At 73.0% G+C, this 21079-nt stretch carries 18 protein-coding genes; 4 read left to right on the forward strand and 14 right to left on the reverse strand.

Features of this window, described 5'->3' with window-relative positions; translation table 11 throughout:
* Window positions 1-116 precede the first annotated feature (116 nt).
* Window positions 117-1376 (forward strand): MFS transporter, encoded by a 1260-nt coding sequence (locus tag ABZ725_RS31310; protein WP_358805851.1) that lies wholly within the window; start codon window positions 117-119, stop codon window positions 1374-1376.
* A 44-nt stretch (window positions 1377-1420) separates the two neighbouring features.
* On the opposite strand, the gene ABZ725_RS31315 is transcribed toward ABZ725_RS31310, so the two are convergent.
* From ABZ725_RS31315 to ABZ725_RS31330, 4 genes are all read right to left on the reverse strand, one after another.
* Complete coding sequence (locus tag ABZ725_RS31315) at window positions 1421-4054, reverse strand: immunoglobulin I-set domain protein (protein ID WP_358805852.1); 2634 nt, start codon at window positions 4052-4054, stop codon at window positions 1421-1423.
* A 160-nt stretch (window positions 4055-4214) separates the two neighbouring features.
* Window positions 4215-4739: a hypothetical protein gene (locus ABZ725_RS31320; RefSeq protein ID WP_358805853.1), complete on the reverse strand. Its 525-nt coding sequence runs from the start codon at window positions 4737-4739 to the stop codon at window positions 4215-4217.
* 68 nt (window positions 4740-4807) lie between these two features.
* Window positions 4808-5665 carry a hypothetical protein gene (locus ABZ725_RS31325; RefSeq protein WP_358805854.1) on the reverse strand — a complete coding sequence of 286 codons (858 nt, stop codon included), beginning with the start codon at window positions 5663-5665 and terminating at the stop codon, window positions 4808-4810.
* A 32-nt stretch (window positions 5666-5697) separates the two neighbouring features.
* Window positions 5698-6444 carry a hypothetical protein gene (locus tag ABZ725_RS31330; RefSeq protein WP_358805855.1) on the reverse strand — a complete coding sequence of 249 codons (747 nt, stop codon included), beginning with the start codon at window positions 6442-6444 and terminating at the stop codon, window positions 5698-5700.
* 93 nt (window positions 6445-6537) lie between these two features.
* Here ABZ725_RS31330 and ABZ725_RS31335 point away from each other — a divergent pair, with 93 nt between their 5' ends.
* Entirely contained in the window at window positions 6538-7581 is a 1044-nt protein-coding gene (locus ABZ725_RS31335; RefSeq protein WP_358805856.1) for an ABC transporter substrate-binding protein, read from the forward strand.
* 32 nt (window positions 7582-7613) lie between these two features.
* Here ABZ725_RS31335 and ABZ725_RS31340 read toward each other — a convergent pair whose 3' ends face one another.
* The 9 genes from ABZ725_RS31340 to hrcA form a co-directional block, all read right to left on the reverse strand.
* On the reverse strand, window positions 7614-8603 hold the full coding sequence (locus ABZ725_RS31340) for an adenosine deaminase (protein WP_358805857.1): 990 nt from the start codon (window positions 8601-8603) through the stop codon (window positions 7614-7616).
* Between the two features lie 20 nt (window positions 8604-8623).
* Window positions 8624-9529 carry a ribonuclease Z gene (locus ABZ725_RS31345; RefSeq protein ID WP_358805858.1) on the reverse strand — a complete coding sequence of 302 codons (906 nt, stop codon included), beginning with the start codon at window positions 9527-9529 and terminating at the stop codon, window positions 8624-8626.
* Between the two features lie 6 nt (window positions 9530-9535).
* Window positions 9536-9889 (reverse strand): histidine triad nucleotide-binding protein, encoded by a 354-nt coding sequence (locus ABZ725_RS31350; protein ID WP_351917678.1) that lies wholly within the window; start codon window positions 9887-9889, stop codon window positions 9536-9538.
* A gap of 115 nt (window positions 9890-10004) precedes the next feature.
* Window positions 10005-13208: a S41 family peptidase gene (locus ABZ725_RS31355; RefSeq protein ID WP_358805859.1), complete on the reverse strand. Its 3204-nt coding sequence runs from the start codon at window positions 13206-13208 to the stop codon at window positions 10005-10007.
* A 45-nt stretch (window positions 13209-13253) separates the two neighbouring features.
* Complete coding sequence (locus ABZ725_RS31360; protein WP_358805860.1) at window positions 13254-13742, reverse strand: hypothetical protein; 489 nt, start codon at window positions 13740-13742, stop codon at window positions 13254-13256.
* Between the two features lie 80 nt (window positions 13743-13822).
* Window positions 13823-14569, reverse strand: coding sequence for a 16S rRNA (uracil(1498)-N(3))-methyltransferase (locus ABZ725_RS31365; RefSeq protein WP_358805861.1), 747 nt, complete (start codon window positions 14567-14569; stop codon window positions 13823-13825).
* Window positions 14566-15669: a nitronate monooxygenase gene (locus ABZ725_RS31370; protein WP_358805862.1), complete on the reverse strand. Its 1104-nt coding sequence runs from the start codon at window positions 15667-15669 to the stop codon at window positions 14566-14568. Before ABZ725_RS31370 ends, ABZ725_RS31365 begins: the two co-directional genes overlap by 4 nt.
* Window positions 15670-15813: 144 nt before the next feature.
* A complete protein-coding gene (gene dnaJ, locus ABZ725_RS31375) occupies window positions 15814-16950 on the reverse strand; it encodes a molecular chaperone DnaJ (RefSeq protein WP_351915642.1) in 1137 nt (378 codons plus the stop codon).
* Window positions 16951-17967, reverse strand: coding sequence for a heat-inducible transcriptional repressor HrcA (hrcA, locus tag ABZ725_RS31380; RefSeq protein ID WP_358805863.1), 1017 nt, complete (start codon window positions 17965-17967; stop codon window positions 16951-16953).
* 183 nt (window positions 17968-18150) lie between these two features.
* On the opposite strand from hrcA, the gene ABZ725_RS31385 reads away from it, so the two are divergent.
* Entirely contained in the window at window positions 18151-18873 is a 723-nt protein-coding gene (locus ABZ725_RS31385) for an MBL fold metallo-hydrolase (protein WP_358805864.1), read from the forward strand.
* Window positions 18874-18907: 34 nt separating this feature from the next.
* Entirely contained in the window at window positions 18908-19726 is an 819-nt protein-coding gene (locus ABZ725_RS31390) for a DUF3097 domain-containing protein (RefSeq protein WP_358805865.1), read from the forward strand.
* Window positions 19727-19814: 88 nt separating this feature from the next.
* Here the strand turns inward: ABZ725_RS31390 and hemW are convergent, their stop codons facing one another.
* Entirely contained in the window at window positions 19815-21047 is a 1233-nt protein-coding gene (hemW, locus tag ABZ725_RS31395; RefSeq protein WP_358805866.1) for a radical SAM family heme chaperone HemW, read from the reverse strand.
* Window positions 21048-21079 lie beyond the last annotated feature (32 nt).

Here is a 21079-nt window from a genome sequence, read left to right on the forward strand (position 1 = left end):
ACCCCCCGCTTTTGTGCACACCACGTGCTTGATACAAATTGCCCGCGCGTTCCTGTCCGTCGACGGCCTGCGCCCCACCCTCTCGAGCCGCTCATCCCGCATGCCTTGGAACGCCCGTGTTCGCCCGTCGCACCCCCCTGCCCCGGCCCCTCCTCGCCCTGTTCACTGCCGGGTATCTCGCTCCGTATCTGCTGCCGACGGTGGTCGGCCGGCTGGAGTCCGGACTTCCGCTGACCGCCACCGAGGCGGGCGCCGTCGGCAGCGCGCTGCTGCTGAGTTCGGCGTCCGCCGGCTTCCTGCTGGCCTCCCGGGTGGAGCGGATCGGCGCCCGGACGCTGGCCCGGACCGGCCTCGCGCTCGCCGCGCTCGGCTACGGCGGGGCCGCCCTCGCCGGTGACGTGCCGGCCGTCGTCGCGGGCGCGGTCCTGGGCGGCTTCGGCTCCGGTACGGCCACCACGGTCGCCGCGACCCGCATCGCCGCCGAGCCCGACCCGCACCGCACCTCCACGCTGGGCCTGCTCTGGGTGTCCGCGGTCGCCGGGGTCGTCTATCTGACGGTTCCGCACCTCGGCGCGGGCCATGGACAGCCGCTGGCCGCCATAGCGCTGGCCTCGCTCGCCGTATGGCCGCTGACGGGGCGTCTGCCCGGCCGTACGGCATCCGCCGCCCGGTGCCGGGAACGCGCCGCGCTGCCCCACCTGCGGGCGGGGCTCGTGCTCGCCGCCGCCATGCCCTGCTGGTCCCTCGTGCAGAACTCCCTCTGGGGAGTGAGCGGGCGGATCGGGCTGACGCAGGCGGGGCTCAGCGAGGCCGCCGTCGGCGCGGTGTTCGCGGTGGCGCTGGGGGCCGGGCTCATGGGCGTGCTGGGCGCGAGGGCGCTCGGGGCGCGGCTGGGGCGGGCGGTGCCGATCGGCGCCGGGACCGTCCTGATCGCCGGATGTGTGGTGGCCAGCGCCTCGGCCACCGGGCCGGTGAGCTTCACGACCGGTGAGATCGCCTGGAACGTGCTCTACCCGGTCGTCCTGTCGTATCTGATCGGGCTGGCCGCCTCGCTGGACCCGCGCGGGCGCTGGGCGGTGCTCGTCGGGGCGGCGGGCTCGCTGGGCACGGCGGCCGGACCGCTGACCGGGAGCGTGCTGTCGGCCTGGGCCGGGTTCCCGGTGATGGGCCTGGTGCTGGGAGCGGCACTGCTCGTGGTCGCCGTGCCGATGACCGGGGTCGCGCTGCACGCGGGCGGCCGCCTGGTGCTGACCGGGGCCGTGCGGCAGCCCGCCGTCGAGCTGATCGAGGTGGACGTCCCGGCGGTGTCCGCGCCGGACGCCTACGACACGGCCGGACCCCGGCAGGCGGGCGCCTCGCCGGGGTCCGGGAACTGACGGGAACCAGGACGGGTCCGGGAACCAGGACGGCTCCCAGGGTTCTACCGGGTGGCCCGGGCCGTCTTCGCCCGTCGGTGGACGTACCAGCCCGCCGCCGTGAGCAGCAGGGCCAGGCCCGCTGCCGTGCCGACGGTCGCGCCGGTGGAGGCGAGGCTGCCGGAGGAGGAGCCGGCAGTCGTGGCGCCGGTGCCGCCGGAGGCGGTCGTGGAACCGGAGGTCGAGCCCGAGGTCGAGCCGCCCGTCGTGCCCGACGTCGAGCCGCCGTCCGTGCCGCCGGTGTCGCCGCCGTCGTCGTCCGTGTCCACCGGGTCCTGGCCGACGAAGGCGACCGGGACCTTCACGTCCTGGGAGCGGTCGCCGGAGAGGGTGTGGTCGGCGCGGGTGGCCAGCACACAGGTCGCCTTGAAGCAGTCGGTGAACTCGTCCTTGGCGTCCACGGTCAGCTCCACCGAGAAGGTGCCGCCGGCGCCGTACGGGGTCGCCAGCTCCTCGCCGTAGTCGGGCGGGTTGGAGGAGATCCACGCCGAGCTGTGCGAGCCGCCGGTCATGTCGACGCCGCCGACGCAGGGGGTGGGCAGTTCGCCGGCGCCGTTGTCGACGCACAGGGCGACGTAGATGCCCTTGTCGACGTCGTAGCCGCTACCGGTGACCTTGAGGACCTGGTCCTCGGTGGCCAGGTCGTTCACCGGGGTGACGGTGAGCTTCTGACCCTCGGCGCCGGTGACGGTCCTGGTGCCGGAGGGGATCTGGTCGCCGTCGCCGCCGTCGCCACCGCCGTCGTCGGCCGCCTTGACCGTCAGCGTGAACTCCGACGTGCGGGTCGTGCCGGAGGAGTTGGTGAAGGCCACCCGGTAGCGGTAGCCGTCGTGCGCGGCGCGCGCGGTGAAGGAGTACGCGTTCGCCGTCGCGCCCTGGACGACGCTCCAGGTCTGGCCGCCGTCGGGGCTGACCTCCCACTTCAGGGTCGGCGCCGGGGCGCCCTCGGCCGCCGCGACGAAGGTGACCTCGTCGCCGACGGTGACACTCTGGTCGGTGGGGGTCTGGACGACCTTGGGGGACACCCGGAGGTCGAACTTGACGACCTTGCTCTCCGCCGCCTTCGTGATGTAGACGGCCGTGGCGCCGGGGGCGACGGCGACGCCCGCGTAGCCGCCCACCCTGACGCTGCCCGGCAGGGCGACCGCGGCGGCCGTCGGCTCGAAGGTCACGCTGTCGACGATCTCGAGGGACCCGGTCTGGTCCGAGGCGCTGTCGCCGAGGTCCTCGCGCAGCACGAAGGCCCGGCCGGTGGTCCTGTCGAAGGCCACGGTCATGGCCCGGTCCGTACCCGTCAGGGTGGTCAGCAGTTCGGCGTCCTTGTCGAAGACGAGCACGGACGAGCCGTTGCCCACCCAGACGTTGCCGGTCGCCGGGTCCGGCTCGACGAAGGTGAGGACGTCGGCGGTGAACTCGGCCGTGGCGGTGACCTCGAAGGTGCCGGTGTCGACGCGGCGCAGCACCGTCCTGCCCTCGGCCGTCCCGAGGGACCAGGCGGCGCCGCGGGCGGCGTCCACGCCGAGGTCGGTGCCGCCCTCCAGGGTGACGGTCTTCTTGACGACGCCGGTGGCGAGCTCGACGCGGCGCAGCTCTGGGCCCGCCGCGATCAGGACGGTGGCGGCGTCGGCGTCCTGGCCGACGCCGGTGTAGGACGTGCCGTTGGCCCAGATGCCCTGCGCCGTCGTGTCGCCGTTCCTGGCGGTGCCGACGCCGCGCAGCGGGTAGTGGAAGACGACGCCGTCGCCGGGGAGCGGGGCGACGATCCGGCGGACCACGCGGGCGGCCATGGCGCCGTTCGCGCCGGGAGCCTGCGCGATGTGACCGAGGGCCGCGCCGGTCTTGGCGTCCAGGACGTACAGGCCCTGTTCGGCCACGGTCGAGGTGTCGGGGATGTTGTCCGAGCCCACGTACAGCTTCCCGGAGTCGGGGTGCAGCAGGAGGTCCAGGGGGCGGCCGGCGTTGGTGGTGGCGAACTCCTCCGCCGGTGACTGCACATAGCTGACGGTGCCCGGCGGGACCTCCTCGCCGTTGCCGCCGTCCTCGCCGTCGCCCGGGTCCTGGCCCTCGAAGGTGATGGGGATGCGGACGTCCTGGGAACGGTTGCCGGATCCGTTGTGGTCGACCCGGGTGACGACCGAGCAGGCGACCTCGAGGCAGTCCAGGCCGCTGTCCTTGGCCTTGACGTTCAGGTCGACGTCGAAGGTGCCGCCCTCGCCCCACCGGACGGCGACGGTGCCCGCGCCCTCGTCCGAGGCGTCCCTGGGGATGATCCAGATCGAGGAGCCGCTGCTCCCCGACTGGTCGGCGCCGCCGAGGCAGGGGGTGGGGATGCGGTTGTCGCCGTTGTCCTTGCACACGGCGAGGTAGATGCCGAGCGTGTCGTCGTAGCCGGAGCCGGTGACGCTGAGGGTCTCGCCTGCTGCGGGGTCCAGGTTCGCGGAGGCGGAGACGGTGAGCTTCTGGCCGTCCTTGCCGAGCGCCGTCCTCGGCGAGTCGGAGGCCTGGGCGGGCGATCCGACGGTGACGGCCATGGCTGCGGCAGCCACCAGCGCGGCGACTCCCAGGAGCGCCGCGGGGCGTCCGAGCCGGGGTCCAGGCGCGGCGCCGGCCCGCCGCCGGTCGGTGCTGTCGTCTGTCATGGAGGGTTCCTCGGTCGGGCTTCTGCGGACGTGCCGGAACGGGCCGGCCGGAGGGCCGGCCCGCATGACCGGTCGGAGCTGCACGCGCTGTGAGCGCTGTGAGCGCTGTGAGCGCTGTGAGCGCTGTGAGCGCTGTGAGCGCTGTGAGCGCTGTGAGCGCTTACTGGAAGCTGATGGGGACGTGCACGTCGTAGTTGCGGTCGTTGGTGTCGAAGTGGTCGGCGCGGGTGACGACGGCGCACTCGACGTCCTGGCCGCAGACGCTGCCGTCCTCGAGGGTGGCCTGGACGTAGATCTGCACGCTGAAGGTGCCGCCGGTGCCGAACTTGGAGCTGTTGGCGAACAGGCCGCCGAAGATGTTGTTGATCCAGTGCGAGGCGCCGGTGGCGCCGGTCTCGTCCTGGCCGCCGAGGCAGGGGGTGGGCTTGTTGACGCCCGCGGCGCCGTCGACGACGCACAGGCCGACGTAGATGCCCTGGCCGGTGTTGTACCCGGAGCCGGTGACGGTGATGACCTGGCCGGCCGCGGCGGCGGTGTCGGGGGCCGTCAGCGACAGGTTGTACGTGGTGCTGCCGTCGACGATCGTGCGGGTCGAGGTGGCGGCGGAGGCGGAGGTGGCCAGGCCCAGGGTCAGGGCGGCGGAGGCGGCGACGGCGAGACCGGCGCGGGCGACGGAGGCTCTCACGGTGGTTCCTCTCAGGAAGGGAGATGAACTTAGGTAAGGCTTACCTAACTATGATCTTCGGAGGTTTGTCAATGGACGGTAAAGTCGACGGCGACAACCTGCTGTTCGCCGCCCACTTGGGTCAGCTCGACGGTGTGCGCGCCCTCGACCGCCGTGGCGTACACGGGGAACGAGCGGGCGAGACGGCCCTGCGCGTCGGCCACGTCCTGGTAGCGCGTGTCGCCGTCGATCGCGACGAGCACGACCGCGCCGGGGCCGAACCCCGTTGCGCTGACGGTCTGTTCGGTGCCGGGGGCGAGGGCGGAGCGGGCCACGGCAGCGGCTGCCGCCGCCCGTGCGTCGGCCGTCGGCCCGGCGGCCGGCTCGGCGGTCTGCCCGGCAGACCCGTCGACAGGGGCCGGGGACGCCTGAGGGGATTCGACGGCCGCCTCCGGCAGCGTCACCTCGAACTCGCCCAGCCCCTCCCCCGCCGTGAACTCCGTGCCGCTCCAGGACGACAACAGGCGCGCGCCTTCCTCGGTGAGCGAGGCGCGCGACCCGGCCACCTCGGCCAGGGCCAGCTCGCGGGCCCGGCCGTCGACGACCGTACGGGCGTACAGCTCGCCCTCGTCGCCGGTCAGCCGCAGCCGCAGTCCGGCGAGCACGAGCGGCTGCCGCGCCACGGTGCCGAGGCGGGCCGCGCCGCCCAACTCCAGCTCGGTGACCCCGGTTCCGGAGTCCGTGCCGCCGTCGAGGGCGGGGAACGAGGCGCCGCCGTCGGCGGTGCGCACCCCCGGTGCGGTGACGCCGAGCGAGACGCCCGGGGCGGTCAGGGTCCACTCCGCGCGCGCCCCTTCGGGCAGTTCCTGGCCGGCCGCCGAGGCCGGGGCGCCGAGCGCGAACAGGGCGCCGGCCACCAGGGCGACGGCGCCGGTTCTCTTCGCCATATTCTGTTCTCCCATGCGGATATGAGGTGGTGTCAGGTTCGGCGACGCCGTGCCCAGAACCAGGCGCCGGCCCCGGCCGCGACCAGCGCGGCGGCGGTCAGGCCGACCGGCAGCGCGAGCTCGGATCCGGTGCTCGCCATGGAGCCGTCGGCCGCCTTGCCGCCGGACGACTTCGCCGACGCGCTCGCACTCGGCGTCGAGGTCGACGTCGCCGCGGAGCCCGCCGTCGAGGACGACGCCGCGCCGAACGTCACCGGGATCCGTACCGTCTGGGTCTGGTCCCCGCCCCGGGTGTGGTCGTTGCGGGTGATGACGGCGCAGGTCACACCGGCGGCGGTGCAGTCGGTGTTGGCGTCCTTGGCGCGCACCTTGAGCGTCACGCCGAAGGTGCCCTTGTGCGCGCTGCCGCCGTACGGCTCGGCCAGCCCCTCGCCGTAGGAGGGCGGGTTCGAGGAGATCCACACCGACGCGCCCGACTCGCCGGACATGTCGACGCCGCCGACGCACGGCGTGGGCGTTTTCCCGGCGCCGTTGTCGACGCAGAAGGCGACGTAGATGCCCTTCTCGGTGTTGTAGCCGGAGCCGGTCACGGTGACCGTCTCGCCCGCCGCGGCGAGGCCGGACGACTTCGAGACGGTGAGTTTCTGCCCCTCCGGGCCGTTCGCCGATCCGCCCGCCGCTTCAGCGGCCGTGGCCGCCGGGAGCAGCAGGGCGGACGCCGAGGCGACCGCGAGAAAAGCTCGAACTCCGTTGGCACGCAGGCCACTTGGCCTCGCCATGGGTACACCCCCACCCGGTGAAACTAAGGGAAGGCTAACCTAAACTACTCTTCAGCTTTGCACCAGCCGACAGGACGACAGGAAAGGAAAACAATGCGCCCATCGGGGAGACGTCTCACCGTCCTCGCTCTGACCCTTGCCCTGCTCACGGGGGCCTGCGGAGGAAACGGCACGGGCAACGGCGCCTCAGGCGCAGGAAGCTCGGACGCCACACCGGCGTCCGCGAGCGCACGGGCCGCGGCCGCCCAGAAACAGCTCGCGAAAAACACCCTCGTCCCCCTCGAAGGACCGGCGCCCACCCCGAAACTGCCCGTGACCGTCGACTCCTCCGACGGACGCGAGGTCACCGTGACGGACGCCGCGCGCATCCTGCCCCTCAACGGCGGCGTCGCGGAGATCGTGTTCACCCTCGGGCTCGGCAGCCGGGTCGTCGGCCGGGACATCACGGCCACCTTCGAGGAGGCGAAGAAGCTCCCCCAGGTCACCAAGGCGCACGACGTCAGCGCGGAGAGCGTGCTGTCACTGCGGCCGACGGTGGTGCTGGCCGACACGGACACCGGCCCCAAGGAGGCGATCGAGCAGATCCGCGACGCCGGCGTCCCGATCGTCGTCCTCGACCCGGCGACGAAACTCGCCGACGTCACCGCCCGCACCACCCGCATCGCCGAGGCCCTCGGCGTCCCGGCGGCCGGCCGGGCGCTCAACGCGCGCATGAGCGCCGACCTCGCCGCCGCACGCGCGGGCGTGCCCGAGGGCAGCAAGCCCAAGGTCGCGTTCCTCTATATGCGCGGCAGCGCGGCCGTCTATCTGATCGGCGGCACGGGCTCCGGCGCCGACTCCCTGCTGGCGGCGGCGGGCGCGGTGGACGCGGGCACGGAAGCCGGACTGGACAAGCCCTTCACCCCCATCACCACCGAGGCCCTCGCCCAGGCCCAGCCGGACGTCATCCTGATGATGACCAAGGGCCTGGACTCCGTCGGCGGCCTCGACGGCCTCCTCCAGATCCCCGGCATCGCCCAGACCCCGGCGGGCATGAACCGCAGGGTCGTCGACCTGGAGGACGGCGTGCTGCTGAGCTTCGGCCCGCGCACGCCGCTCGTCATCGACATCCTGGTGGACCGGATCCACCAGGCCTGACCCCCGGCCAGGCCTGATCCCGGCCGGCGGGCTCAGAAGGTGTAGGCGTCCACCTCGGCGAGATACCGCGCCCGCCGCTCCTCGTCGTCCTCCAGGAAGGAGGCGACGAAGGAGTTGCGGGCCAGCTCGCGCAGCCGCTCCTCGCCCAGGCCGAGGGCGGTGCGCACGGCGTCGAAGTTGTCGCCCGCGTAGCCGCCGAAGTAGGCGGGGTCGTCGGAGTTGACCGTGCACAGCAGTCCGGCGTCCAGCATCGCGGGCAGCGGGTGGTCGGCGAGGACGTCGACGGTCCGCAGCCGTACGTTGGACAGCGGGCACAGCGTCAGCGGGATCCGCTCCCGCACCAGCCGCTCGACGAGCGCCGGGTCCTCCATGCAGCGCAGCCCGTGGTCGACGCGCTCCACGCCGAGGACGTCGAGGGCCTGTGTGATGTACTCCGGCGGCCCCTCCTCACCGGCGTGCGCGACCCGCCGCAGCCCGAGGGCGGCCGCGGCCTCGTACACCTCGCGGAACTTCACCGGCGGATGCCCGACCTCGGCGGAGTCCAGTCCGACGCCGGTGATCCGGTCGAGGTAGGGCTTCGCGGCCTCCAGCGTCTCGAGCGCCGAGTCGGCGGACTCGTCGCGCAGGAAGCAGAGGATGAGGCGGGTGGAGACCCCGTGGTCGGCCTCGCTCCTGCCCAGCGCCCGCCACAGCCCCTCGACCACCGTGCCCATCGACACGCCCCGGGCGAGGTGGGCCTGCGGGTCGAAGAAGATCTCCGCATGCCGTACGCCCTGCGCGGCGGCGCGGGCGAGGTAGGCGTTCGCGAGGTCCTCGAAGTCCCGCTCGGTGCGCAGGACCGCCATGAGCTCGTAGTACAGGTTCAGGAAGGACTGCAGGTCATCGAAGGCATAGGCCTTGCGGAGCGCTTCCGTGTCGGCGTAGGGCAGCGCCACCCCGTTGCGGGCGGCCAGCTCGAAGGCCAGCTCCGGCTCCAGGGTGCCTTCGATGTGCAGGTGCAGTTCAGCTTTGGGGAGGGACATCAAAGCATCGTACGGCCGTTTTAGTGCCGTTTCGGAACCGGTACTCGCAGCAGGTCGTGCGCCACGGTCAGCTCACCGTCGAACCCGGCCGCGCGCGCCTGCCGCTCGAACTCGTCCGGCTCGGAGTAACGCTGGCTGAAATGGGTCAGGACCAGATGCCGCACCCCGGCGTCACGGGCCACCCGCGCCGCCTGGCCGGCTGTCAGATGACCGTGGTCGACGGCGAGTTGTTCGTCCTCGTCGAGGAAGGTCGACTCGATGACGAGCATGTCGGCGCCGTCGGCGAGCGCGTGCACCCCCTCGCACAGCCGGGTGTCCATGACGAACGCGAACCGCTGTCCGCGGCGCACCTCGCTGACGTCGTCGAGACAGACGCCGTCGAGGGACCCCTCCCGCTGGATCCGGCCGACGTCCGGCCCCTTGACGCCGTGCTCGGCGAGCCGCTCGGGCAGCATGCGGCGGCCGTCGGGCTCGACGATCCGGTAGCCGTAGGACTCGACCGGGTGCGAGAGCCTGGCGGCTTCCAGCCGGTAGGAAGGGGCGTCGGCGAGGAGTCCGTCCGCGTCGACCGGGGCCTCGGTGACGCCGACGGTCTCGCGGTAGGCGGTGGAGTAGCGCAGCCGCTCGAAGAACCGCTGCCCGGAGCGCGGGTAGTGCGCGGTGACCGGGTGCGGGACCTGGTCCAGGTTGATGCGCTGGATGACGCCGGCGAGGCCGAGGGAGTGGTCGCCGTGGAAGTGGGTGACGCAGATCCGGTTGAGGTCGTGCGCGGCCACCCCGGCACGCAGCATCTGACGCTGGGTGCCCTCGCCGGGATCGAAGAGGATGCCCTCACCGTCCCAGCGCAGCAGGTAGCCGTTGTGGTTGCGGTGCCGGGTCGGGACCTGGCTGGCGGTGCCGAGGACCACGAGTTCGCGTACGGACACGGCGACCTATCCGGGGGGCCAGTGCAGACCGCGGCCGCCGAGGACGTGCGCGTGGGCGTGGAACACGGTCTGGCCCGCGCCGGCGCCGGTGTTGAAGACGATGCGGTAGCTCTCCAGCTTGTCCTCGTCGGCGACGGTCTGGGCCTCGCGCAGCACGTCCGCGGCGATGACGGGTTCGGCGACGGCGAGGGCGGCGGCGGTCGGATAGTGCACCTTCGGGATCACCAGGACGTGCGTGGGCGCCTGGGGGTTGATGTCCCGGAACGCGACGGTCGTCTCCGTCTCACGGACGATCGTCGCGGGGATGTGCCCCTCGGCGATCTTGCAGAACAGACAGTCGTCCTGCGGTTCCCCTGCCATGCGGTCCCCTCGGTAGTGCGGGTGAGTGTGCGCATCGTATCGTCGTCGGGTGCGGGTGATCTTTGGTTGCTCGCGCCCCGCGGCGGAGCCGCATATCGATACAGCCCCGCGCCCCTTAGGTGGGCATACCGGGCGGCGTCTTCGCAGGCGCCGACTCCAGTGTGGCCAGCGCCAGGCGTACTGCCTCGTCCAGCTGTACGTCCCGCTGCGCCGCGTAGTCCTGCGGAGCGCAGACCACCTCCACGTCCGGGTCGACGCCGTGGTTCTCGACGCCCCAGCCGTAACCCTCCAGCCAGATCGCGTACTTGGGCTGGGTGACGAGCGTCCCGTCGATCAACCGGTACCGGCTGTCGATCCCGATCGTCCCGCCCCATGTGCGCGTGCCCACCACCGGCCCGATCCCGAGCGCCTTGATCGCCGCGTTGACGATGTCCCCGTCCGAGCCGGAGAACTCGTTGGCGACGGCGACGACCGGCCCCCGGGGCGCGTCCTCCGGATAGCTGGACGCCCGCATGCCGCGCGGCACGTCCCAGCCGACGATCCGCCGCGCGAGCTTCTCGACGACGAGCTGGGAGGTGTGCCCGCCGCGATTCTCCCGGACGTCCACGATCAGCCCCTCCCGGGCCACCTCGACCCGCAGGTCACGGTGGATCTGGGCCCACCCCGGCGCCTGCATGTCGGGCACGTGCAGATACCCCAGCCGCCCGCCCGACGCCTCGTGCACATACGCCCGCCGGTCCGCGACCCACGCGTGGTAGCGCAGCGCCTCCTCGTCCGCGACCGGGACGACGACCGCATGCCTCGGCTCGCCCCCGCCCGACGGCGAGATCGTCAGCTCGACGACCTTGCCCGCCGTCCCGACGAGCAGCGGTCCGGGCCCGGTGACCGGGTCCACCGGCTGTCCGCCGACGGCGACGACCGCGTCACCGGCCCGCACCGCCACGCCCGGCGCGGCGAGCGGAGAACGGGCGTCGGGGTCGGAGGTCTCCGAGGGCAGGACGCGGTCGATGCGCCAACTGCCGTCCTCGTGCCGGGAGACGTCCGCGCCGAGCAGCCCCTGCCGGGCGCCGCCGCCCCCGCCGCCGCGCGGCATGACATAGGCGTGCGAGGTGCCGAGTTCGCCGTGCACCTCCCACAGCAGGTCGACGAGGTCGTCGTGGGTCGCGACCCGGTCGAGCACGGGCCGGTAGCGGTCGAGGACGCCGTCCCAGTCGACGCCGCCCAGATCGGGCCGCCAGAAGTTGTCCCGCATGATCCGGCCGGTCTCGTCGTACATCTGCCGCCACTCCGCGGCCGGGTCGACGATGCGGCGGATCCGGCTGAGGTCGACGGTGATGTTGCTGTCGCTGTCCTCGTCGCCGGAGGCCCGCCGATCGCTGGGGACGACCTTGAGCTTGCCGTCGGTCCACAGCAGCAGCCGCTTGCCGTCGCCGCTGACCTCGAAGCCGTCGGCGTCGGCGCAGAGGTGTTCGAGGCGCTGTTGGGCGAGGTCGTAGCGTTCCAGCTCGGTGTCGGGATCGGGGTCGTCCGGGGTGGCGCGGGAGGCGCCGAGGACACCGCGCACGGGGTGCCGCAGCCACAGCACGCCGTCCTTCGCCGCGGCCAGCCCCGAGTAGCGGCCGGCCTCGACGGGGAAGGGCACTATCCGGTCGGCGAGGCCCTCCAGGTCGATCCGGGTGGTCGGGGTGCCCTCGCTGTCGGGCGTCTCCTCCTTGTCCGACGCCTCGAACGGCTTGCCGTGCCGCTGCGGTCCGAAGGGGGACGGCGTCGTCGCCGCGAGGGTGATGAGGTGCGGGCGGGCGCCGGCCACGAAGGAGAGGTCGAAGACGTGCTGGTCGTAGACCGGGTCGAAGGCGCGGGTGGAGAGGAACGCGAGGTGCTTGCCGTCGAGGGTGAACGTGGGCGCGTAGTCACGGAAGCGCAGCGGGGTCGCCTCGGTGACCGACAGGTCGGTGACGTTGGCGAGCTTGAGCTGGCTGAGCGGGCGCGGCCCGGGATGCGACCAGGCCAGCCATGCCGAGTCCGGCGAGAAGACCAGGTCGGACACCTCGCCGTCGGGGCTGCTGTCGACCTCGCGGACCTCGCCGGTCTCCCGCTCGACGAGCAGCAGCCGTCCGTCGTGCGCGGCGACGGCGGCCCGGCTGCCGTCGGGCGCCATGGCGAGCTCCAGGACCCGCCCGAGCCGTCCGGCGGCGAGCCGGCGCGGGGTGGCGCCGGGGGCCGGGCCGGTGGCCGGCGCGAACTCCAGGGCGTCCTCGCCCTCGGCGTCCGTCACCCACACCACCCACTCCTCGCCCTCCGTGCGGAAGGTGCGCGGCAGCCTCGCCCGGACGCCGGGTTCGGCGGCGAGCGCGCGGGCGGGTCCGGCGCGGTGGGTGACCCAGTGGACGGCGCCGCGCACCTCCACGGCGCTGCCGCGCGCGGTGTGGTCGGGCGCGGCCCCGCCCAGCCAGCGGGCGGCGGTCACCGGGTAGGGGCGGCGGTCGGTGCGCTGGCCGCCGAGCCGGACGTCGAGGCGGCGGGGTTCGGCGCCGTCCAGGTCGTCCAGCAGCCACAGCTCGCCCGCGGACATGTACACGACCCGAGTGCCGTCACCGGCGGCCTGCCGGGCGTAGAAGCCGTCGAGAGCGGTGTGCCGGCGCAGGTCGGAGCCGTCGGCGAGCGACGAGTACAGGGCGCCCGTGCCCTCGTGGTCGGACAGGAACGCGAGCCGGTCCCCCGCCCACACCGGGTACTCGATGTTGCCGTCCAGCTCCTGGTGCAGCCGGACGAACTCGCCGTCGCCCTCCCGGTCGATCCACAGCTTGCCCGCCGTGCCGCCCCGGTAGCGCTTCCAGTGGGCGGCCTCGCGGCCCATCGGCGCGGACAGCAGCACGGTGTGCGGGCCGTAGGCGACCCCGCCGACGGGCCCGTACGGCAGGGTCGTCGGCGGTCCGCCGTCCACCGGGACGGCGCGGGCCCAACTGCGGCGCAGGGTCGCCTGGTCGTGGGTGCTGACGGCGAGGACCCGGCCCTCCGGGGTCCAGCCGCGCACCCGGGTCTGCCAACTCCCCCAGTACGTCAGCCGGGTCGACGGGCCTCCGTCGACCGGGGCGATATGCACCTCGGGGGCGCCGTCCCGGGCGGAGGTCCAGGCGACGGTGGTGCCGTCGGGCGAGATGCGCGGGAGGGAGACCGGCATGTTGTCGGCGCTGACCCGCCAGGCGCGGCCGCCGTCGAGGGGCGCGAGCCACACGTCGTCCTCGGCGGCGAAGGCCACCAACTCGCCGTGCAGGTGCGGGAATCTGAGATACGCAGCAGGCGTCGCGGACTGTGTCACCGGATCACTGTATGCAACGGCGAGGCCGCTGGTCAGGGGTTTCGCTCACTTACCTGCACCATTGCCGCCGTGGACGGTCTCGGTGACGGTCACCGTCACGGTGACCGTCGGCCGGCCGCCGGGCTGCGTGGAGCCGGAGGGTTTGACGGGCGACGGCGTCGCGGACTTGCAGTCGCCGAGCCCGGTCACCCGGAACAGCTGCTTCTTCCCGACGACGGCGGTCAGATCGCCGCGCACACACGCCCCGTCGACCGCCCGGGCGACCGACCCGGTGACGGTGATGTCCCGTCCGTCGCCGGTCTCCCCCTGGCAGTCGACGGAGGCGACGGTCCCCGCCTTCTCCGGGTCCTTGTACTGAGCCGTGCAGGTCAGCCAGCGCACGTCCACGTCCCGCCGCCCGAGTTCGGCCGTCGCCGCCTCGTCGGTGGTGTACGCCACGGACATACTGCTCAGCCCGCCCGGTTCACAGGCCACCACGCCACCCGCCAGCACGGCCGCGCCCACCAGAAGCCAAATCCGCCTCAATGCCCCCATGGAGGGCAGCGTGCCACTCGGCCGGGCGGTGCGGAAGCCCGTATGCGGCCACGATCGGGACCGCGCTCACGGTCGGGAGGTCAGGACCAGCGGCCGGTTCTGCCCAGGATCAGGGCGGCGGCGGCCGTGCCCGCGGTCGAGGTGCGCAGGACGCTCCGCCCGAGCCGGTACGCCTTCGCGCCCGCCTCCTCGAAGAGCGCCAACTCGTCCGGGGACACGCCCCCTTCGGGTCCCACGACGAGCACGATCTCACCCTCGGCGGGGAGTTGGGCGACAGCGAGCGGCTCGCTGCGGTAGTCGCGGTCCTCGTGCAGGACGGCGGCGAAGTCGGCCCGCGCCAGAAGTGCCGCCACCTGCTTGCTCGTCGCCGCCTCGGCGACCTCGGGGAAGCGGACCCGGCGGGACTGCTTGCCGGCCTCGCGGGCGGTGGCCCGCCATTTGGCGAGCGCCTTCGCCCCGCGCTCGCCCCTCCACTGCGTGATGCAGCGCGAGGCCGCCCACGGCACGATCGCGTCGACGCCGGTCTCGGTCATCGTCTCCACGGCCAGCTCGCCCCGGTCGCCCTTGGGCAGCGCCTGGACGACGGTGATCCGGGGCGCTTCGACGGGCTCCTCGGTCACCTCCTTCAGGCGCACGACCAGCCGGTCCTTGCCCTCGGCTGCGACGACCTCGCCCTGCGCCCAGCGTCCGGCGCCGTCGGTGAGGACGACCTCCTCGCCGGCCTGCAGCCGCTTCACGGAGACGGCGTGCCGGCCCTCGGGACCGTCCAGCACGAACTCGGCGCGGCCGGCGGGCAGTTCGTCGACGACGAAGACGGGCGCGGTCATCGGTCGCCGCCGTCCTCGTCCGCCGGAGCGTCCACGGCGAGCTCCGGCAACGCTGTCCGCGCCTCGGCGAGTTCGGACAGCAGGACCTCCACCAACTGCCCGGCGGGCAGTTCGCGGGCCAGCCGGTGGCCCTGGCCCGCCCACAGGGCCATGCCCTGCGCGTCGCCCGCCTTGGCGGCCGCCTTGCGCAGCGGCGAGGTGAGGTGGTGGACCTCCGGGTAGGCGGCGGGCGCATACGGGCCGTGCTCGCGCAGGAAGCGGTTGACCAGGCCGCGGGCCGGGCGTCCGGAGAAGGCGCGGGTCAGCTCGGTGCGGACGAACAGGGGGTTGGTCAGCGCCTGCTTGTGCACGGCGTGCGCGCCGGACTCGGGCGTGGCGAGGAACGCGGTGCCCAGCTGGGCCGCGCTCGCGCCGGCCGCGAGGACCGCGGCGATCTGGCTGCCGCGCATGAGGCCGCCCGCAGCGACGATCGGCAGGCCGACGGACGCACGGACCTGGGCGAGCAGCGAGAGCAGGCCGATGCCGGCGCGGTCGTTCTCCGGGGTGTCCCGGTGGGTGCCCTGGTGGCCGCCGGCCTCCACGCCCTGCACGATCACCGCGTCGGCGCCGGCCCGCTCCACCGCGAGTGCCTCGTCGACGGTGGTCGCCGTGACCAGGGTGAACGTTCCCGCGCTGCGCAGGGAGTCCAGTGCCTCGCGGCTCGGGACGCCGAAGTGGAACGACACGACCGGCACCGGGTTGTCGAGCAGCACGGCGAGCTTGGCGTCGTAGCCGTCGTCGCGGCCGCTGTCGGGGTCGCCGAGCTCGGTCTCGTACCAGGCGGCCTCACCGGCCAGCTGATGGGCGTAGACCTCGACGGCGCCCGTCTCCGCATACTCGGGCTGGGGCATGAAGAGGTTCACGCCGAAGGGGCGGCCGGTGAGGCTCCGCAGCTGCTTGATCTCCTGGTACATGCCGTCGGCCGTCTTGTACCCGGCGGCGAGGAACCCGAGCCCGCCCGCCTCGGCCACGGCCGCGACGAGCTGCGGGACGGAGACACCGCCCGCCATCGGGGCCTGCACGATCGGATGAGGGAAGAGATCGGTCAGTGCGGAGGACATGACGGCATGTTGTCACGTCCTCCGAACAAGTCCGAATCCGGCCGTCCATCGGCATAGGCCACCGGCACGCGTGCCGGTGGCCGGTACCTTCCGGTCGCCCTTGGGGCTGACCTTTCGGTGCCTTTCGGTTGCCTTTCGGTGGGCTCAGCGCCCGTTGAAGGCGTCCTTCAGCCGCGAGAACAGGCCCTGCTGACCGGGCTGGAACTGACCCGTGGGCCGCTCCTCGCCGCGCAGCTTGGCGAACTCGCGCAGCAGCCGCTCCTGCTCGGGGTCGAGCTTGGTCGGCGTCTGCACCTCGACGTGCACGATGAGGTCGCCGCGTCCGCCGCCCCGCAGATGTGTGACGCCCCGGCCGTGCAGCGGGATCGACTGGCCGGACTGGGTGCCGGGCCGGATGTCGACCTCCTCCAGGCCGTCCAGCGTCTCCAGCGGCACCTTCGTGCCGAGCGAGGCCGCCGTCATCGGGAGGGTGACCGTGCAGTGCAGGTCGTCGCCGCGGCGCTGGAACATCGCGTGCGGCAGCTCGTGGATCTCCACGTACAGATCGCCGGCGGGACCGCCGCCGGGGCCGACCTCGCCCTCGCCCGCCAGCTGGATCCGGGTGCCGTTGTCGACACCGGCCGGGATCTTCACCGTGAGCGTGCGGCGGGAGCGGACGCGGCCGTCACCGGCGCACTCCGGGCAGGGCGTGGGAACCACGGTTCCGAAGCCCTGGCACTGCGGACACGGCCGCGAGGTCATGACCTGGCCCAGGAAGGACCGCGTCACCTGCGACACCTCACCGCGGCCGCGGCACATGTCACACGTCTGGGCGGTCGTGCCCGGAGCCGCGCCCTCACCGCTGCAGGTGGCACAGACGATCGCCGTGTCGACCTGGATGTCCTTCGTCGTGCCGAAGGCGGCCTCCTCGAGGTCGACCTCCAGCCGGATCATCGCGTCCTGGCCGCGCCGGGTGCGCGAGCGCGGCCCGCGCTGCGACGCCGTCCCGAAGAACGCGTCCATGATGTCCGAGAAGTTGCCGAAGCCACCGGCCCCGAAGCCGCCCGCGGCTCCGCCGCCCGCCTGGGACAGCGGGTCGCCGCCCAGGTCGTAGACCTGCTTCTTCTGCGGGTCCGACAACACCTCGTAAGCGGCGTTGATCTCCTTGAACCGCTCCTGGGTCTTCGGATCCGGGTTGACGTCCGGGTGCAGCTCGCGAGCGAGCCGCCGGAAGGCCTTCTTGATCTCTTCCTGCGACGCATCGCGGCGCACGCCGAGAACGGCGTAGTAGTCCGTGGCCACTCAGGACTCCGCCAGGATCTGTCCGACGTACCGTGCCACCGCTCGTACCGCTCCCATCGTTCCCGGGTAATCCATGCGGGTCGGTCCGACCACGCCGAGCTTGGCGACTGCCTCGCCGCCCGAACCGTAGCCGACCGACACCACCGAAGTGGAGTTGAGTCCCTCATAGGCGTTCTCGTGACCGATGCGTACGGTCATGCCCGAATCTCCCGCCTCGCCAAGGAGCTTGAGGAGCACGACCTGCTCCTCCAAGGCTTCCAGGACGGGCCGGATAGTGAGGGGAAAGTCATGTCCGAAGCGGGTGAGATTGGCGGTGCCGCCGATCATCAGCCGCTCCTCGTTCTCCTCGACGAGCGTCTCCAGCAGGGTGGAGAGCACCGTCGTGACCGTGCCGCGGTCCTCCGCCTCGAAGGCTTCCGGCAGGTCCTCGACCAGCTGCGGCACGTCCGCGAAGCGGCGGCCCGCGACCCGGCTGTTGAGCCGCGCGCGTAGATCCGCCAGAGACGTCTCCCCGAAGGGCGCCGAGCAGTCCACGAGCCGCTGCTCGACCCGCCCGGTGTCCGTGATCAGCACGAGCATCAGGCGTGCGGGCGCGAGCGAGAGAAGCTCCACGTGCCGCACGGTCGAGCGGGTCAGCGACGGGTACTGCACGACGGCGACCTGCCGGGTGAGCTGCGCGAGCAGCCGAACGGTCCGGGCCACCACATCGTCGAGGTCGACGGCTCCGTCGAGGAAGTTCTGGATGGCCCGGCGCTCCGGACCGGTCATCGGCTTGACGCCGGCCAGCTTGTCGACGAACAGCCGGTAGCCCTTGTCCGTGGGGATCCGCCCGGCACTGGTGTGCGGCTGGGCGATGAACCCCTCGTCCTCCAGGGCGGCCATGTCGTTGCGGACCGTCGCCGGGGAGACGCCGAGGTTGTGCCGCTCGGTGAGCGCCTTGGAACCGACCGGCTCCTCGGTGCCGACGTAGTCCTGGACGATGGCGCGCAGCACCTGGAGCCTGCGTTCACTCAGCAACCGCGCACACCTCCAGAAGTCGTCCCCAGTCCCCTGGGCGCCTGCCCTGACACCGTCCCTGGCACTCTTCGCTTCCGAGTGCCAGCGTTCCCCGGCCCAGTGTACGGCTGTGGGGTACACCGGGGGCAAGGTCGGCCGACGGCAGGTGGTCGGGCGGGGGCGATATGGGGCTAGCGTCGCGGTATGACGGTGACTTGGGAAGAGCTCGGGTGGGAGCGGGTCGCGCCAGGGGTCGGACGATGCCGGCTGCCGGGCTGGGACTGCACCGTCGGGCTGGTCGTCGGGGCGGGCGCGGTGCTGATGGTCGACGCGGGGTCGAGCCTCGTGGAGGGAGCCCGGCTGCGGGCGCAGGCCGAGGAGCTCACCGGCGGGCGTGTGACCCATCTCGCGCTCACCCATCCCCACTTCGACCATGTCCTCGGCGCGGCCGCGTTCCTGGGCGCGGAGGTCTTCGGGGCGGTGGGCGTGGACACGGTGTCGGCCGAGGAGCTGCGGGCGGACGCGGTGCGCAACGGCCTGGACGAGACGGCGGCGACGGAGGCCGTGGACACGCTCGTCCGGCCCCGCCATCTGGTCTGCGGCGAGTGGACCCTCGACCTGGGCGAGGGCCGCCGGGTCCTGCTGGCGAACGTGGGCCCGGGCCACACGGCCCACGATCTGGCGATCCTGGTCCCCGCCGCCCCCGGCTCGCCGGAGGTCGTCTTCTGCGGCGATCTGGTCGAGGAGTCCGGCGAACCGCAGGCGGGCCCGGACGCCGTCCCCTCCCACTGGCCCGCCGCCCTCGACCGGCTCCTGAACCTCGGCGGCGAGGACGCGCTGTACGTGCCGGGGCACGGAGCGGTGGTGGACGCGGCGTTCGTGCGGGCGCAGCGGGACGCGCTGGCGGCACGATTCGGCGTGTCGTAGTCATCCGGTCACGGCTTCTCCTATCGTCATCCGAATGCGCCAGTACTCCGCCGATCTGACCCCGCCGTGGAAGAAGCCCCAGCCCGTCCCCGAGGTCGCGGCGGAGCCCGGCCTGGTGGTGGAGGAGCCGGGCACCGGCTTCTGCGGCGCGGTGATCCGCTGCGAGGCGGGCACGGTGACCCTGGAGGACCGCTTCGGCAAGCACCGCGTGTTCCCGTTGGAGCCCCGCGGCTTCCTGCTGGAGGGCCGAGTCGTCACGCTCGTACGCCCGTCAGCCGGTCCCGTACGCCCCACCCGCACCGCCTCCGGTTCGGTCGCCGTCCCCGGCGCACGCGCGCGTGTGGCCCGCGCCGGCCGCATCTACGTCGAGGGCCGGCACGACGCCGAGCTGGTCGAGAAGGTCTGGGGCGACGACCTGCGTGTGGAGGGCGTGGTCGTGGAGTACCTGGAGGGCGTGGACGACCTCCCGAAGATCGTCGCCGACTTCGCACCGGGCCCGGACGCGAAGCTGGGCATCCTGGTGGACCACCTCGTCCCCGGCACGAAGGAATGGCGCATCGCCCGGTCGGTCACCAGTGAGCACGCCCTGGTCGTGGGCCACCCGTACATCGACGTCTGGGAGGCGGTGAAGCCGTCGTCCGTCGGCATCGAGTCCTGGCCCCGCGTCCCCCACGGCCAGGACTGGAAGACGGGCGTCTGCCGCGCGCTGGGCTGGCCGCCGGAGAACACGGGGGCGGTGTGGCAGGCGATCCTGGCCCGGGTGAACTCGTACAGGGACCTGGAGCCGGAGCTGCTGGGCAGGGTCGAGGAACTGATCGACTTCGTGACGATTCCCAGCCCGTCCGGCGTTTGAGGACGAGGCCGTCCAGGCCGAAAGCGGGGGTCTGGGGGCGGCAGCCCCCAGGGACGGGACGGGAAGGGGCGGCGGGGGCGAAAAACCCTCAGTCCACCAGGTCCCGCACCACCGCGTCCGCCAGCAACCGCCCGCGCAGGGTGAGCACGGCCCGCCCCTCTTCGTACGGCCCGGACTCCAGCAGACCGTCCGCCAGCGCACGCCCGGCCGCCGCGACTCCCTCCTGCCGCAGCAGCGACAGCGGCACCCCCTCCCGGAGCCGCAGCTCCAGCAGGATCCGCTCGACCCGCCGGTCCTCGTCGGACAGGAGCTCACGCCCCGCGCCCGGCGAGCGCCCAGCGGCCAGCGCCGCCGCATACGCCCCCGGATGCTTGACGTTCCACCAGCGCACCCCGCCGACATGGGAGTGGGCGCCCGGCCCCGCGCCCCACCAGTCGGCGCCGCGCCAGTACAGCTCGTTGTGCAGGCAGCGCCCGGCGGCGGAGGTCGCCCAGTTGGACACCTCGTACCAGTCGAAGCCCGCGGCGGACATCACCTCGTCCGCGATCAGATACCGGTCGGCGTGGACGTCGTCGTCGGTCATCGGAACCTCGCCGCGCCGGATCCGGCGGGCAAGCTGCGTGCCCTCCTCGACGATCAGCGCGTAGGCCGAGACATGGTCCGGGCCCGCGCCCAGAGCCGCGTCCAGCGAGGCCCGCCAGTCGTCGTCCGACTCGCCCGGGGTGCCGTAGATCAGGTCCAGGTTGACGTGCTCGAACCCGGCCGCGCGGGCCTCCGCCACGCACGCTTCGGGGCGGCCCGGCGTGTGGGTCCGGTCCAGCACGCGCAGCACATGCTGCTTCGCGCTCTGCATGCCGAAGGAGATCCGGTTGAAGCCGCCCCGGCGAAGGGTGGCCAGATAGGCGGGGTCGACGGACTCCGGGTTGGCCTCCGTCGTCACCTCCGCGTCCGCCGCGAGCCCGAACTCGTCGCGGATCGCGCCCAGCATCCGTACGAGATCGGACGCGGGCAGCAGGGTCGGCGTGCCGCCGCCGACGAAGACCGTGCGGACCTCGCGCGGGTCGTCGCCGAGGACCTTGCGGGCCAGGCGGACCTCGTCGATCAACGTGTCGGCGTAGTTCTCGCGGGAGGCGAGGACACCGCCCGTGCCGCGCAGCTCGGTGGCGGTGTACGTGTTGAAGTCGCAGTAGCCGCAGCGGGTCGCGCAGTACGGGACGTGCAGATAGAACCCGAGGGGGCGGTCGGCGGCGCCGGCGAGCGCGTGCGTGGGCAGTGCACCGTCGGTGGGGACGGGCTCACCGTCGGGGAGTGCGGAAGGCATGGGGTCCATTGTCCCGCACGTCCGCACCGCCC

The organism is Streptomyces sp. NPDC006872, assembly GCF_040635845.1.
Lineage (GTDB): Bacteria > Actinomycetota > Actinomycetes > Streptomycetales > Streptomycetaceae > Streptomyces.